At 60.8% G+C, this 15,009-nt stretch carries 9 protein-coding genes and 1 pseudogene; 5 read left to right on the forward strand and 5 right to left on the reverse strand.

Annotated features, from left to right (window positions below):
- Nucleotides 1–97: 97 nt before the first annotated feature.
- The 3 genes and pseudogenes from zipA to ACZZ0K_RS14700 all read right to left on the reverse strand — a co-directional run bounded on the left by zipA (nucleotide 98) and on the right by ACZZ0K_RS14700 (nucleotide 5,370).
- Nucleotides 98–960: pseudogene (gene zipA / locus ACZZ0K_RS14690) on the reverse strand (cell division protein ZipA).
- A 259-nt stretch (nucleotides 961–1,219) separates the two neighbouring features.
- Entirely contained in the window at nucleotides 1,220–4,708 is a 3,489-nt protein-coding gene (gene smc / locus ACZZ0K_RS14695) for a chromosome segregation protein SMC (protein ID WP_258707846.1), read from the reverse strand.
- Between the two features lie 2 nt (nucleotides 4,709–4,710).
- Nucleotides 4,711–5,370, reverse strand: a complete 660-nt coding sequence (locus ACZZ0K_RS14700; protein WP_039763015.1) for a GntR family transcriptional regulator — start codon at nucleotides 5,368–5,370, stop codon at nucleotides 4,711–4,713.
- A gap of 267 nt (nucleotides 5,371–5,637) precedes the next feature.
- Here ACZZ0K_RS14700 and xdhA point away from each other — a divergent pair, with 267 nt between their 5' ends.
- From xdhA to guaD, 4 genes are all read left to right on the forward strand, one after another.
- Entirely contained in the window at nucleotides 5,638–7,092 is a 1,455-nt protein-coding gene (xdhA, locus tag ACZZ0K_RS14705) for a xanthine dehydrogenase small subunit (protein ID WP_258707845.1), read from the forward strand.
- On the forward strand, nucleotides 7,085–9,484 hold the full coding sequence (gene xdhB, locus ACZZ0K_RS14710) for a xanthine dehydrogenase molybdopterin binding subunit (protein ID WP_122692165.1): 2,400 nt from the start codon (nucleotides 7,085–7,087) through the stop codon (nucleotides 9,482–9,484). Before xdhA ends, xdhB begins: the two co-directional genes overlap by 8 nt.
- 118 nt (nucleotides 9,485–9,602) lie before the next feature.
- On the forward strand, nucleotides 9,603–10,460 hold the full coding sequence (gene xdhC / locus ACZZ0K_RS14715) for a xanthine dehydrogenase accessory protein XdhC (protein ID WP_258707844.1): 858 nt from the start codon (nucleotides 9,603–9,605) through the stop codon (nucleotides 10,458–10,460).
- 13 nt (nucleotides 10,461–10,473) lie between these two features.
- Nucleotides 10,474–11,778 (forward strand): guanine deaminase, encoded by a 1,305-nt coding sequence (gene guaD / locus ACZZ0K_RS14720; protein ID WP_258707843.1) that lies wholly within the window; start codon nucleotides 10,474–10,476, stop codon nucleotides 11,776–11,778.
- Between the two features lie 275 nt (nucleotides 11,779–12,053).
- Here guaD and ACZZ0K_RS14725 read toward each other — a convergent pair whose 3' ends face one another.
- Nucleotides 12,054–12,818 (reverse strand): GntR family transcriptional regulator, encoded by a 765-nt coding sequence (locus ACZZ0K_RS14725; protein WP_007918375.1) that lies wholly within the window; start codon nucleotides 12,816–12,818, stop codon nucleotides 12,054–12,056.
- A gap of 357 nt (nucleotides 12,819–13,175) precedes the next feature.
- On the opposite strand from ACZZ0K_RS14725, the gene ACZZ0K_RS14730 reads away from it, so the two are divergent.
- Nucleotides 13,176–14,366, forward strand: coding sequence for a benzoate/H(+) symporter BenE family transporter (locus ACZZ0K_RS14730; protein WP_323621436.1), 1,191 nt, complete (start codon nucleotides 13,176–13,178; stop codon nucleotides 14,364–14,366).
- Between the two features lie 240 nt (nucleotides 14,367–14,606).
- On the opposite strand, the gene ACZZ0K_RS14735 is transcribed toward ACZZ0K_RS14730, so the two are convergent.
- Nucleotides 14,607–14,951: a YggL family protein gene (locus ACZZ0K_RS14735; RefSeq protein WP_056784184.1), complete on the reverse strand. Its 345-nt coding sequence runs from the start codon at nucleotides 14,949–14,951 to the stop codon at nucleotides 14,607–14,609.
- Nucleotides 14,952–15,009 lie beyond the last annotated feature (58 nt).

Consider the following 15,009-nt stretch of genomic DNA (forward strand, 5'->3'; position numbering starts at 1 on the left):
GGGGCCAGAAGATCGCAGCCTCGTTGCACTCGTCAGCTCCTACAGTATCGCGATCCTCTGTAGGAGCTGCCGAAGGCTGCGATCTTTTGATCTGGCCTTAGCGCTTCTGGGTCAATGCGCGGCGTTCGAATTCGACGATGCGCTGACGGTAATGCTCAATCGTCTGGGCGGTCAGTACGCTGCGCTGATCGTCTTTCAATTCGCCGTTCAATTCCTGGGACAGCTTGCGGGCTGCCGCGACCATCACGTCGAAGGCCTGCTTCGGATGACGCGGGCCTGGCAGACCGAGGAAGAAGCTCACCGCCGGGGTGCTGAAGTGGTCAATGTCGTCCAGATCGAAGATACCCGGCTTGACCGCGTTGGCCATGGAGAACAGCACTTCGCCGTTGCCGGCCATGCTTTCGTGGCGGTGGAAAATGTCCATCTCGCCGAAACGCAGGCCGCTTTCGAGAATATTCTGCAGCAGCGCCGGGCCTTTGAAGCCGGCCGGGTCGCGGCAGATCACGCTGATCACCAGGACTTCTTCGGCTTGCGGCTGATCTTTTCCGCCACGGCCGCTGCAGGCTTGCTGTCTTCGGCGAAATCGTCGTCACGGCTGCTGAAGCTCGGGCCGCCGTCCAGATCGAGGTCGAGGTTCAAGTCGCCCTGCGCCGGGCCGTTGCTGCCGCGCTTGCCACGTTTCGAACCGGATTCACGCGGCTCGCGGGCTTCGCGGTTGGGCATGCTCACCGACGGCAGATCGTGCTCGTCCAGTTGCGGCTCTTTGTGCGTGTCCAGGACGCGGGCCGGGCCCAACAGCTCGGCGCTGGTGTCCTCGTCCGGCAGATTGGACAGGCTCCGGTCGAGACGGAATTTCAGCTTTCCCTTGCCGCCGCGCATACGGCGCCAGCCATCGAAAAGAATACCGGCTATCACAATGATGCCGATGACGATCAGCCACTCGCGCAGACCGATTTCCATGTAATCCCGTGCCTCTATAAAAAATGCTGAAAAATAAGGGGTTTACACTGCGTAAACCGCTTTAAAACGTGGCGCCAACTCTATGTTCTGACAGGCGTTTTGCCCACGTATACGAAAAATTGACATTAAACTAGCACGACCAAAGACAACTTTACACCGTCTGTCTCATTTGGCTTGCGCGAATATGTCGATTGGCCATCCCGCCGATGTCAGTAAAAAGTCCTACAGACCTCCAAAACTATTCCGACACCACACCGACTCAGGCATCCACCATCGCCATCGCCTCCTCGACATCCACCGCCACCAGTCGCGAGCAGCCCGGCTCATGCATCGTCACACCCATCAACTGCTCGGCCATTTCCATGGCGATCTTGTTGTGGGTGATGTAGATGAACTGCACGGTCTGCGACATCTCTTTGACCAGGCGTGCGTAGCGTCCAACGTTAGCGTCATCCAGTGGCGCGTCAACCTCATCGAGCATGCAGAACGGCGCCGGGTTCAACTTGAAGATGGCAAAAACCAGGGCCAGTGCAGTCAGGGCCTTTTCGCCGCCGGAGAGCAAATGGATGGTGCTGTTCTTCTTCCCGGGCGGCTGCGCCATGATCGTCACCCCTGTATCGAGTAGATCTTCGCCCGTCAGTTCCAAATACGCGCGCCCGCCACCGAAAACTTTCGGGAAAAGTGCCTGCAAACCGCCGTTGATCTGATCAAAGGTATCTTTGAAACGGTTGCGGGTTTCCTTGTCGATCTTGCGGATGACGTTTTCCAGCGTCTCCAGCGCCTCGACCAGATCGGCGTCCTGCGCATCCAGATAACGTTTACGCTCCGATTGTTGCGTGTATTCATCGATGGCCGCGAGGTTGATCGCACCCAGGCGCTGAATCCGCGCGTTGATGCGTTCGAGTTCTTCTTCGGCCTCGCGTTCACTGGCTTGTGCGGTCAATGTGGCGAGCACGCCGTTGAGATCGTAGCCATCTTCGAGCAATTGATCCTGCAAAGCCTTGCGCCGTACGGTCAGCGCCTGCCATTCCATGCGTTGCTGTTCGAGCTGGCCGCGAATCAACTGCGATTGCTGCTCGGCCTGGGTGCGGCGTTTTTCCGCGTCGCGCAATTCACGATCGGCGTCTTCCAGGGCGATCTGCGCGGTCTTGAGTTCTTCATCGACGGTCATGCGCTTGTCGAGCAGTTCTTCAAGTTTCAGACGCAGCTCTTCCAGCGGCGCCTCACCCTCCTCCAGATTCAGACTCAACTGTTCGCGCTTTTCAGTCAGACGCTCGGCCTGCATCTCCAGACGCTCCAGCGCCTGTCGCGTGGAGTCATGCTGGGCGCGCAACGAGCCGAAACGCACGGCCAGTTGATGGGCGTGATCCTTGTGCTGCCGGGCTTCCTGACGCACGCGATCAAGGCGCTCGCGCAGGCTGTCGCGCTGGGCCAGCAGCAACTCGCGCTGCTCGGTGTCGAGCGCCATGGTGTCCAGCGCTTCTTGCAATTGCATGCGCGCTTCGCCGACCTGCTCGTGCTCAAGCTCGCGCTGTTCGGCGAGCTCGACCAGTTCTTCATCGAGACGGGTGCGGCGCAATGTCAGTTGCTCGGCCTTGGCCTTGCCAGCGGACAATTGTGCTTTCAGTTCGCCTTGCTGGCGCGCTTCGTCCTGCAGCAAGCGGCGCAGATGTTCGCGGCCGTTTTCCTGCTGGCGCTGTTGCGCGCGCAAGGTTTGCAGGCGGGTTTCCATGGCCTCGACGGTGGCTTCGCGCTCTTCGCGTTCAAGCTGCAAGTCTTCGATTTCCTGGCCACGGGCGAGCATGCCGCTTTCCGCTTCGCTGGCGCGACGTACGCGTAAAAAGTGTCGTCCGACCCAATAGCCGTCGCGGCTGATCAGGCTTTGCCCGGCGCTCAACTGACCGCGCAACGCCAGCGCCTGTTCAAGGCTGTCGACCGGTTTGACCTGACCAAGCCACGGCGACAGATCGATCTGCGCCTCGACTTTGTCCAGCAGGCTGCCCGCCACCCGCACGCCATCACTGGCCGGGCTGAGCAGGCGCAAATCGCCTTGGGTGAAACCGGACAGATCAAAACCGCTGAAATCGTCGACCAGCACCGCTTGCAGATCGGCGCCGAGCACGGTTTCCACCGCCAGCTCCCAACCGGCCTCGACCTTAAGGCCTTCGGCCAGGCGCGGACGCTCGGCGAGATTGTGTTCCTTCAACCATTCGGCGGTGCCGGTGCCCGGATCGAACGCGGCCTGCTGCAAGGCTTCCAGCGACGCCAGACGCCCGTTGAGCCGCTGCAGATCGCCCTGCGCCTGCTGCTGCGCGGTCAACGCCTGCTGCAACTCCTGACGCAGTTGTTCGAGCTTTTCGACCTGCGCTTCTTCGCTGGTCTGCAAATCTTCGAGAGTCGCTTCGGACTCGGCGAGCTGCTCATTGAGCGCCATGATCGCCGCGTCTTCCGGGTCGGCGGACAGCAACGCACGTTCTTCGGCGAGGCGCTTCTGCCGGTCGGCCAGGCGCTCCATGCTGCTTTCCAGCTGCTGGATCCGCGATTGCTGGACTTCAGCCTGACGGCGCGGTTCGGCAGCGGTCAGGTTGAACGCGTCCCACTGCTCCTGCCAGCCGTGCATGGTGGTTTCGGCTTCTTCAAGCGCAGCGGCGGCTTCCTCGGCGGCGGCGCTGGTGACTTCCTGCTCGGGGGTGAGCATGTCCAGTTCTTCGCCGAGGGTCAGCAGCAACGTGCGGTCGTGGCCCAGGTGCGATTCGGTTTCCAGACGCGCGCGCTCGGCTTCTTTCAGATCGTCCTGCAACTGACGCAAACGCTGCTGGCCGTGCTGGATGCTCTGCTCGACCCGGGCGATGTCGCCGCCGACCGAATAGAAGCGGCCCTGCACCAGATTGAAGCGCTCGGACAGGTCGTGGTGACCGTCACGCAGGCGTTCGATGGCGGCGTCAGCGTTACGCTGTTCAGCGACCAACGCTTCGAAGCTGACTTCCTGGTTGCCGATGATCGACTCGCGCTGGCCGACCTGCTCGTTGAGGTCCTGCCAGCGCAGCGCCGACAGTTGCGCCTTGAGCTGACGCTCTTCGGCCTTGAGTTCCTGATACTTTTTCGCCGCCTCGGCCTGACGGTGCAGACGTTCGAGCTGGCGCTCCAGTTCTTCGCGCAGGTCGGTGAGGCGGGCGAGGTTTTCGTGGGTGCGGCGGATGCGGTTCTCGGTCTCGCGGCGGCGCTCTTTATATTTCGAGATGCCGGCGGCTTCCTCGATGAAGTTACGCAGGTCTTCGGGCTTGGATTCGATCAGCTTGGAGATCATCCCCTGTTCGATGATCGAGTAGCTGCGCGGACCGAGGCCGGTGCCGAGGAAAATATCGGTGATGTCGCGCCGACGGCATTTGGTGCCGTTGAGGTAATAGGTGGTCTGGCTGTCGCGGGTGACTTTGCGGCGGATGGAAATTTCCGCGTAGGCGGCGTATTCGCCGAGCAGCGTGCCGTCGGAGTTGTCGAACACCAGTTCGATACTGGCCTGGCTCACCGGTTTGCGGCTGGTCGAGCCATTGAAGATGACATCGGTCATCGACTCGCCACGGAGGTTCTTCGCCGAACTTTCGCCCATCACCCAGCGCACGGCGTCGATGATGTTCGACTTGCCGCAACCGTTCGGCCCGACGACCGCCGCCATGTTACTGGGGAAGTTCACCGTGGTCGGGTCGACGAAGGATTTGAACCCCGCCAGTTTGATGCACTTCAGCCGCACGCTCAGGCAACCGTCAGCGCAGACACCACCAGATCGCAGCTGCGCTGGGCATACGCCGTGAGCACGATGCGGATCTGCGGCAAATCACGGGCGAGTACGGCGGCGAGCAAGCGTTCGAACAGTTCGAGGAATTCGCTCATTTCCGCCTTGCGCTGTTCGAGGGCGAGGAAATACGCGCGGCTCATCGCCGGCTGGAGGTTCTCGACGGTTTCTTGCAGGTACGGATTGTTGGCAAACGGATAGGCGGCGCGCATCACCGCGAAGCTGTCATCGACGAAGCTGCGGATATCGCCGCGTTCGTAATTGGCGGTCAGGCGCTGCTGGATCTGTACGAACGGCGCCATGTCCGACTGCACTTGCCAGCCGTTGGCCACGGAATTGCCGAGCAGGATGTACAGCTCGCTCATCAGCGTGCACAGGCTCTGCACCTTGTGCGGCGTGAGCTCGGTAACGTGGGCGCCACGACGCGGCAGGATCGCGATCAGGTGACGGCGCTCGAGGATCAGCAAGGCTTCGCGGACCGAACCGCGGCTGACGTTGAGCGCCAGCGTGACCTTCTGTTCCTGGATGCGCTCTCCCGGCTTCATTTCGCCACGAATGATGCGTTCGGCGAGGTGGTGAGCGATTTGCTCGGCGAGGCTGTCCGGCGCCTTGAACGTCATGGTTGTCCTTCAAACTCTATCGATCTGCACAAGCGGCGCAGTGTAGCGCAAATGCGCGGTCATGGCGGAGTGCCCACTCAGCGGTTTTTGGCACGAATCCCGCAAAAAGCGCAGTGACCGATGAAGGTCAATACTGAATAGACACGCTGTTGATCGACGAAACGGATTTTCCTGACCTTTAAGTCAGAAAACCATTGACCGAAAAGTCAGACCTGCTAAATTCGGTTCACGTCGGTTAACAACAATAATGAGTCTGCGAGGCCTTCCGTGATCCAGTTTTTACTTAACCAGGAACTCCGTAGCGAGCACGCCCTGGACCCGAATCTGACTGTGCTCAATTACCTGCGTGAACATGTGGGCAAGCCCGGCACCAAAGAAGGTTGCGCCAGTGGCGACTGCGGCGCCTGCACCGTGGTGGTTGGCGAGTTGCAGACCGATGACAGCGGGCGTGAACACATTCGCTATCGCAGCCTCAACTCGTGCCTGACCTTCGTTTCGTCGTTGCACGGCAAACAACTGATCAGCGTCGAAGACCTCAAGCACAAGGGCGAACTGCACAGCGTGCAGAAAGCCATGGTCGAGTGCCACGGTTCGCAGTGCGGCTTCTGCACCCCCGGTTTTGTGATGTCGTTGTTCGCCCTGCAAAAGAACAGCGATGCGCCGGATCAGGCCAAGGCCCACGAAGCACTGGCCGGCAACCTCTGCCGCTGCACCGGCTACCGGCCTATTCTCGCCGCAGCCGAACAATCCTGCCTCGGCAAGCCAGCGGATCAGTTCGACGCCCGCGAAGCCGAAACCATCGCCCGCCTCAAGGCTATCGCGCCGACCGATATCGGTGAACTCAACAGCGGCGACAAACGCTGCCTGGTGCCGCTGACCGTCGCTGACCTGGCCGACCTCTACGACGCTTATCCACAAGCGCGGCTGCTCGCCGGCGGCACCGATCTGGCGCTGGAAGTCACCCAGTTCCACCGCACTCTGCCGGTGATGATCTACGTCGGCAACGTCGCCGAAATGAAGCGCATCGAAACCTTCGATGACCGCATCGAAATCGGCGCCGCCACTGCCCTTTCCGACTGCTACGAGGCGTTGAATGCCGAGTACCCGGACTTCGGCGAATTGCTGCACCGCTTCGCCTCGTTGCAGATCCGCAATCAAGGCACCCTCGGCGGCAACATCGGCAACGCATCGCCGATCGGTGACTCGCCACCGCTGCTGATCGCCCTCGGCGCGCAGATCGTGCTGTGCAAAGGCGAAACCCGCCGCACCTTGAACCTGGAAGATTACTTCATCGACTACCGCGTCACCGCGCGCCAGGAAAGCGAATTCATCGAAAAAATCATCGTCCCGCGCGCCAGCGCCGAGCACTTGTTCCGCGCCTATAAAGTGTCGAAGCGACTGGACGACGACATCTCCGCCGTCTGTGCTGCGTTCAATCTGCGCGTGGAAAATGGCGTGATCAGCGACGCCCGGGTGGCCTTCGGCGGCATGGCGGCAATCCCCAAACGCGCTGCGCATTGCGAAGCCGTGCTGCTTGGTCAGCCGTTCAATAACGCCGTGATCGAACGCGCCTGCGCCGCGCTGGCCGAAGACTTCACGCCACTCTCGGACTTCCGCGCCAGCAAGGAATATCGCCTGCTCAGCGCGCAGAATCTGCTGCGCAAATACTTCATCGAACTGCAAACACCGCACATCGAGACTCGGGTGACCGCTTATGTCTAACCATCACGCCGTAGAGAAGACTCAAGCTGAATTGGCCGAACTGTTCGCCAAGGATCTGACCACCGGTGTCGGCCGCAGCGTCAAGCACGACAGCGCCGCCAAGCATGTGTCCGGTGAAGCGCAGTACATCGATGATCGGCTGGAATTCCCCAACCAATTGCACCTGTATGCGCGCCTGTCGGACCGTGCCCACGCGAAAATCCTCAGCATCGACACGTCGCCGTGCTACGCCTTCGAAGGCGTGCGCATTGTCATCACCCACGAAGACGTGCCGGGCCTGAAGGACATCGGCCCGCTGATGCCGGGTGACCCGCTGCTGGCCATCGATGACGTGCAGTTCGTCGGCCAGCCAGTGCTGGCAGTCGCAGCGAAAGATCTGGAGACCGCGCGCAAAGCAGCGATGGCCGCAATCATCGAATACGAAGACCTCGAACCGGTGCTCGACGTGGTCGAAGCCCTGCGCAAGCGCCATTTCGTGCTCGACAGCCACACCCATCAGCGCGGCGACTCGGCCTCTGCACTGGCCACGGCTGAACACCGCATTCAGGGCACGCTGCACATCGGCGGCCAGGAGCACTTCTATCTGGAGACACAGATCTCCTCGGTGATGCCTACTGAAGACGGCGGCATGATCGTCTACTGCTCGACGCAGAACCCGACCGAAGTGCAAAAACTGGTCGCCGAAGTGCTCGACGTGTCGATGAACAAGATCGTCGTCGACATGCGCCGCATGGGCGGTGGTTTTGGTGGCAAGGAAACCCAGGCCGCGAGTCCGGCGTGCCTGTGCGCAGTGGTCGCGCACCTCACCGGCCAACCGACCAAGATGCGCCTGCCGCGTGTCGAAGACATGCTGATGACCGGCAAGCGCCACCCGTTCTACGTTGAATACGACGTCGGCTTCGACAGCAGCGGCCGTCTGCACGGGATCAATATGGAGCTGGCCGGCAACTGCGGCTGCTCGCCGGACTTGTCCGCCTCGATCGTTGACCGGGCGATGTTCCACTCGGACAACTCCTACTATCTCGGCGATGCGACCATCAACGGTCACCGCTGCAAGACCAACACCGCCTCGAACACCGCTTATCGTGGTTTCGGTGGCCCGCAAGGCATGGTCGCCATCGAGGAAGTGATGGACGCGATTGCCCGGCACCTGAAGCTTGATCCGCTGGCGGTGCGCAAGGCCAACTACTACGGCAAGACCGAGCGCAACGTCACCCACTACTACCAGACCGTCGAGCACAACATGCTCGAAGAGATGACCGCCGAACTGGAAGAAAGCAGCCAGTACGCCGAGCGCCGCGAAGCGATCCGTCGCTACAACGCCAACAGCCCGATCCTGAAAAAAGGCCTGGCGCTGACTCCGGTGAAATTCGGCATTTCCTTCACTGCGAGCTTCTTGAACCAGGCCGGTGCGCTGATCCACATCTACACCGACGGCAGCATCCACCTGAACCACGGCGGTACGGAAATGGGCCAGGGCCTGAACACCAAAGTCGCTCAGGTCGTGGCGGAAGTGTTCCAGGTCGAAATCGATCGTGTGCAGATCACTGCGACCAACACCGACAAAGTGCCGAACACCTCGCCGACCGCTGCTTCCAGCGGTGCTGACCTGAACGGCAAAGCCGCGCAGAACGCAGCACAGACCATCAAGCAACGCCTGGTCGAATTCGCCGCGCGGCACTACAAGGTCAGCGAAGAAGACGTCGAATTCCGCAACGGCCACGTGCGGGTGCGCGAGCAGATCCTGACGTTCGAAGCGCTGATCCAGCAGGCGTATTTCAATCAGGTTTCGCTGTCGAGCACTGGCTTCTACAAGACCCCGAAAATCTACTACGACCGCAGTCAGGCGCGGGGCCGTCCGTTCTATTACTTCGCCTTTGGCGCAGCCTGCTGCGAAGTGATCGTCGACACCCTGACCGGCGAGTACAAGATGCTGCGCACCGACATCCTGCATGACGTCGGCGCCTCGCTGAACCCGTCGATCGACATCGGTCAGGTCGAGGGTGGTTTCGTGCAAGGTATGGGCTGGCTGACCATGGAAGAGCTGGTCTGGAACAACAAAGGCAAGCTGATGACCAACGGCCCGGCCAGCTACAAGATCCCGGCGGTGGCGGACATGCCGCTGGATCTGCGAGTGAAGCTGGTGGAAAACCGCAAGAACCCGGAAGACACGGTGTTCCATTCCAAAGCTGTCGGTGAACCGCCGTTCATGCTCGGGATCGCCGCGTGGTGTGCGATCAAGGATGCGGTGGCGAGCCTCGGTGATTATCAGCATCAGCCGAAAATCGACGCGCCAGCCACGCCGGAGCGGGTGTTGTGGGGTTGCGAGCAGATGCGTCAGCTCAAAGCGGTGAAAGCCGTCGAAGCTGAAACCGAGCTGGCTCCGCTCTAGGACCGAGGCGCGGCCATTCGCGAGCAGGCTCGCTCCCACATTTGGAATGCATTGCCAATGTGGGAGCGAGCCTGCTCGCGAAGAGGCCGGCACAGACAACGAAGATGTCGAGGTGAACATGTACAACTGGATCGACGCCCTCGCCGACCTGCAGAATCAGGGCGAGCCCTGTGTGCTGGTGACGATCATCGAAGAACTCGGTTCGACGCCACGCAACGCCGGCTCGAAAATGGTCGTCAGTGCCGACCGCCTGTTCGACACCATCGGTGGCGGGCATCTGGAATTCAAAGCCATGCAGATCGCCCGCGAGATGCTCGCCAGCGGCAAGCAGGACACCCATCTGGAGCGCTTCAGCCTCGGCGCCAGTCTCGGCCAGTGCTGCGGTGGCGCTACGGTGTTGCTGTTCGAACCGATGGGCCAGGTGCAGGCGCAGATTGCCGTGTTCGGTGCCGGCCATGTTGGTCGCGCCCTCGTGCCGCTGCTGGCCAGCCTGCCCTGCCGGGTGCGCTGGATCGATTCGCGCGCGGCCGAGTTTCCTGAACACATCCCCCACGGCGTGCGTAAAATCGTCAGCGAAGAGCCGGTGGATGAAGTCGATGACCTGCCCGCCGGCAGCTACTGCATCGTCATGACCCACAACCATCAGCTCGATCTGGAGCTGACCGCGGCGATTCTCAAGCGTAACGATTTCACTTGGTTCGGCCTGATCGGCTCGAAAACCAAACGCGCCAAATTCGAACACCGTCTGCGTGATCGTGGTTTCGACCCGAGCGTGGTGCAGCGCATGCGCTGCCCGATGGGCATCGGCGAAGTCAAAGGCAAACTGCCTGTGGAAATCGCCATCTCCATCGCCGGCGAAATCATCGCCACTTACAACGCCAATTTCGGCCAGCACAGCGCCCGCGCCGAACCGATTGCCCGACTGCTGCCCGCCTCGCGCCGCAGTCAGGCCGCCAAACTCAAAGCCTCAAACTGATTAGAGAACCCTCATGCCTCTGACTCGCAAAGCCTACCGCGCCGCCATCCTGCACAGCATCGCCGACCCTGCCGAAGTCGGCATCGAAGCCTCGTATGAATATTTCGAGGATGGCCTGCTGGTGATCGACGACGGCAAGATCAGCGCCCTCGGCCACGCCAGCGAACTGCTGCCAACCCTGCCGGCGGATATCGAGATCAACCATTATCAGGATGCGCTGATCACCCCCGGCTTTATCGATACGCACATTCACCTGCCGCAGACCGGCATGGTCGGCTCCTATGGCGAGCAACTGCTCGACTGGCTGAACACCTACACCTTCCCCTGCGAAAGCCAGTTTGGCGACAAGGCCCACGCCGACGAAGTGGCGGACATTTTCATCAAGGAACTGCTGCGCAACGGCACCACCACGGCGCTGGTGTTCGGCAGCGTGCACCCGCAGTCAGTCAATTCGTTTTTTGAAGCGGCGGAAAAGCTTGATCTGCGCATGATCGCCGGCAAGGTGATGATGGACCGCAATGCCCCGGACTATCTGGTCGATACCGCCGAATCCAGTTACGTCGACAGCAAGGCGCTGATCGAGCGCTGGCACGGCAAGGGCCGCTTGCACTATGCGGTGACGCCGCGCTTCGCCCCCACCAGCACCCCGGAACAACTGACCCTCGCCGGGCAACTGCTGACTGAATACCCGGATCTGTACATGCAGACCCACATCAGCGAAAACCTCAAGGAAATCGAGTGGGTCAAGGAGCTGTTTCCGGAGCGCAAGGGCTACCTCGACGTCTACGATCACTACCAACTGCTCGGCGAGCGCTCGATATTCGCCCACGGCGTGCACCTGTGTGACGAAGAATGCGCGCGGCTGGCGGAAACCGGCTCGGCGATCTCGTTCTGCCCGACCTCGAACCTGTTCCTCGGCAGCGGCCTGTTCAACCTGCCGATGGCCGAGAAGCACAAGCTCAATGTCGGCCTCGGCACCGACGTCGGCGGCGGTACCAGTTTCTCCCTGCTGCAAACCCTCAACGAAGCCTACAAGGTCATGCAACTGCAGGGCGCGCGGTTGAGCCCGTTCAAGTCGCTGTATCTGGCGACCCTGGGTGGTGCGCGGGCGCTGCGTCTGGAAGACAGGATCGGCAATCTGCAACCGGGCTCCGATGCCGACTTCCTGGTACTGGATTACAACGCCACGCCGCTGCTGAGTTATCGCTTGAAGCAGTCCAATAACATTGCCGAGACGTTGTTTGTATTGATGACGCTGGGGGATGACCGCACGGTGGCGCAGACGTATGCGGCGGGGGCGCTGGTGCATCAGCGCTAACCTCTTCGCACTGATCGTTCCCACGCTCTGCGTGGGAATGCAGCCCGTGACGCTCCGCGTCACTGGACGCGGAGCGTCCCTAGAGGCGTTCCCACGCAGAGCGTGGGAACGATCATCCCCGGTGGTGTTTACCCCGGGGGATTTTTGTTGCCGGTCAGGGGGCTATCGCTGGCAAGCCAGCTCCCACAGGGTTTTGTGGGGTTCACCAAATCTGCGATACACCGAGAAACCTGTGGGAGCTGGCTTGCCAGCGATTGGGGCGACTCTGTTTCAGATCAGAGCTTGGCCGCTGGACGCCCCGGCTTCTTGGTCTGCAACAAGTGCGAGAACACCGCATGCAGATCATCCGACGCGCCTTCCTCGTCGAGGTTGAGCTTGCTGTCGATGTGATCCATGTGATGCATCATCAGATTCACCGCCAGTTCGCCGTCGCGCTTTTCAATGGCGTCGATCAACTGCGTGTGTTCGTCGTACGAGCAGTGCGAGCGGTTGCCGCTTTCATACTGGGCGATGATCAGCGAGGTCTGCGAAACCAGGCTGCGCTGGAAGCTGATCAACGGTGCGTTCATCGCCGCTTCCGCCAGTTTCAGGTGGAATTCGCCTGACAGACGAATACCGGCACCGCGATCGCCGCGCGAGAAGCTGTCGCGCTCATCGTTGACCATCTGCCGCAATTCGGCGATCTGCTCGGCCGTGGCGTGCTGCACGGCCAATTCAGTGATCGCACGCTCGACCAGACGGCGGGCGAGGAACACCTGTCGCGCCTCTTCAACGCTCGGGCTGGCGACGACGGCGCCACGATTCGGCCGCAACAGCACCACGCCTTCATGGGCCAGACGCGACAGCGCGCGGCGAATGATGGTGCGGCTGACCCCGAAGATTTCCCCCAGCGCCTCTTCGCTCAACTTGGTACCGGGCGCCAGACGCTGTTCGAGGATGGCCTCGAAGATATGCGCGTAGACAATATCGTCCTGGGTTCCGCTGCGGCCGGCTTTGCCTGCTCGCGGTTGTTTCTTGAGGGGTTGCAACTGTTCGTTCATGGGCACTCGAGTCGGGAAAACTGCGGCGAATAGACCGTGACTGTAATACGGCACAGTAGGTCGCTGGCAAGTATCGCGTAAAAAACAGCGCGATTGTACACAATGAATGGTGGCAACACGACTGTACGGCTGTTTGCGCCTGCGGCTGTATTGCAACGGTTTGTCAGGTTTGAGTTTAGGCTTGATCGCAGAATCCGCTGCATGACCGCAATCCCCGTGGGAGCGAGCCTGCTCGCGAAAGCCATTTCACATTCACTATGAATGTTGACTGACATAGCGCTTTCGCGAGCAGGCTCGCTCCCACAGAGGTTCTGTGTTGTGGCGGACATCTCCATTGCTATAAGGAACACCGCCGTCATGACCGACGCCACCCACGCCCGCCTGCGCCCTCTGGCCGACACTTCGCCTTCCGCCATCGTTGCCGGTTTCATCGCGATGATGACCGGCTACACCAGTTCGCTGGTGCTGATGTTCCAGGCCGGGCAAGCGGCCGGCCTGAGCAGCGGGCAGATTTCCTCGTGGATCTGGGCGATTTCTATCGGCATGGCGGTGTGTTCGATCGGCCTGTCGCTGCGCTATCGCACGCCGATCACCATCGCCTGGTCGACACCCGGCGCGGCGTTGCTGATCACCAGCCTGGGCGGTGTCAGTTATGGCGAGGCAATCGGCGCCTATGTCACGTGCGCGGTGCTGGTGACGATCTGCGGCCTGACCGGCAGCTTCGAACGGCTGGTAAAAAAGATCCCGGCCTCTTTGGCGGCAGCTCTGCTGGCAGGGATTCTGTTCAAGATCGGCAGCGAAATCTTCGTCGCCGCGCAACACCGTACCGGTCTGGTGTTGGGGATGTTCTTCACTTATCTGCTGGTCAAGCGCCTGTCGCCGCGCTATGCGGTGCTCGCGGCGCTGCTGATCGGCACCGCGCTGTCGGGCTTCATGGGGCTGCTGGATTTCAACGGCTTTCATCTGGAAGTGGCCACCCCGGTCTGGACCACGCCGCACTTCTCCCTGGCCGCAACCATCAGCATCGGCATTCCGCTGTTCGTGGTGGCGATGACCTCGCAGAACATGCCCGGCATCGCCGTGCTGCGCGCCGATGGCTATAACGTCCCGGCCTCGCCACTGATCACCACCACCGGCATCGCCTCGCTGTTGCTGGCGCCGTTCGGCTCCCACGGCATCAACCTCGCGGCCATCAGCGCGGCGATCTGCACCGGCCCGCATGCCCATGAAGATCGCAACAAGCGCTACACCGCAGCGGTGTGGTGCGGGGTGTTCTACGGGATTGCCGGGGTGTTCGGCGCCACGTTGGCAGCGTTGTTTGCCGCGTTGCCGAAAGAACTGGTGCTGTCGATTGCCGCGCTGGCGCTGTTCGGCTCGATCATCAATGGCTTGAGCATTGCCATGAGCGAGGCGAAGGAACGGGAAGCTGCACTGATCACCTTTATGGTCACCGCGTCGGGGCTGACGCTGTTTTCCATTGGCTCGGCGTTCTGGGGGATTGTTGCGGGGGTGGTGACGCTGGTGATTTTGAATTGGCGTAAAGCTTAAGATCAAAAGCCCCTCACCCTAGCCCTCTCCCGGAGGGAGAGGGAACTGACCGTGGTGTCTGGAAGAGGTGCGCCACATGAGGTACCGAGTCGAACTCATATCTTGAAAAGCCCACAAATCGGCTCCCTCTCCCTCGGGAGAGGGCTGGGGTGAGGGGTGAATCCACCACTGAATCCAAGTCGAACACCCAAACCCCAGACGAAAAAAAACGGCGACCCGAAGGTCGCCGTTTTTTCAGTATCACTTAGCCGCGTTGATCGGCTTTTCCGGATACCACACATCCAGCAGCGGGCTGACTTCGTACTTGGTCAGCTCGGAGCGGTTTTTCAGCCAGGCTTCAACGGCAGCGCGCTGCTCTTCGTTGACCGAGCCACGCTTCTGCAGGCACACCAGACCGAAGTCGTCGCCGCCAACATAACCCAGACCGTTGGCTGCCATGGCTTCTTTGATGAATGCTTCGAGGAAAGCGTCAATGGCTTCTTCGGACAAGTCTTCTTTGAAGTCCAGGTTCAGTTCGAAACCCAGCTCTTGAAATTCATCTACGCACAGTTTTTTGCGCAGACGCTGGGAACGGTTAGTCGCCATTGGAACAATCCTCTTAAGTAATAACGGCCGGCACTTTACCAGTTTAAGCCAGCGATTG

This window comes from Pseudomonas sp. AC255 (assembly GCF_979258175.1).

What these genes read in the sequence shown, in the direction of transcription:
- ACZZ0K_RS14700 (WP_039763015.1), bottom strand. Translation starts at nt 5,370, where the DNA reads ATGACGTTCAAGGCGCCGGACAGCCTCGCCGAGCAAATCGCTCACCAC.
- xdhB (WP_122692165.1), top strand. Translation starts at nt 7,085, where the DNA reads ATGTCTAACCATCACGCCGTAGAGAAGACTCAAGCTGAATTGGCCGAA.
- xdhC (WP_258707844.1), top strand. Translation starts at nt 9,603, where the DNA reads ATGTACAACTGGATCGACGCCCTCGCCGACCTGCAGAATCAGGGCGAG.
- guaD (WP_258707843.1), top strand. Translation starts at nt 10,474, where the DNA reads ATGCCTCTGACTCGCAAAGCCTACCGCGCCGCCATCCTGCACAGCATC.
- ACZZ0K_RS14725 (WP_007918375.1), bottom strand. Translation starts at nt 12,818, where the DNA reads ATGAACGAACAGTTGCAACCCCTCAAGAAACAACCGCGAGCAGGCAAA.
- ACZZ0K_RS14730 (WP_323621436.1), top strand. Translation starts at nt 13,176, where the DNA reads ATGACCGACGCCACCCACGCCCGCCTGCGCCCTCTGGCCGACACTTCG.
- ACZZ0K_RS14735 (WP_056784184.1), bottom strand. Translation starts at nt 14,951, where the DNA reads ATGGCGACTAACCGTTCCCAGCGTCTGCGCAAAAAACTGTGCGTAGAT.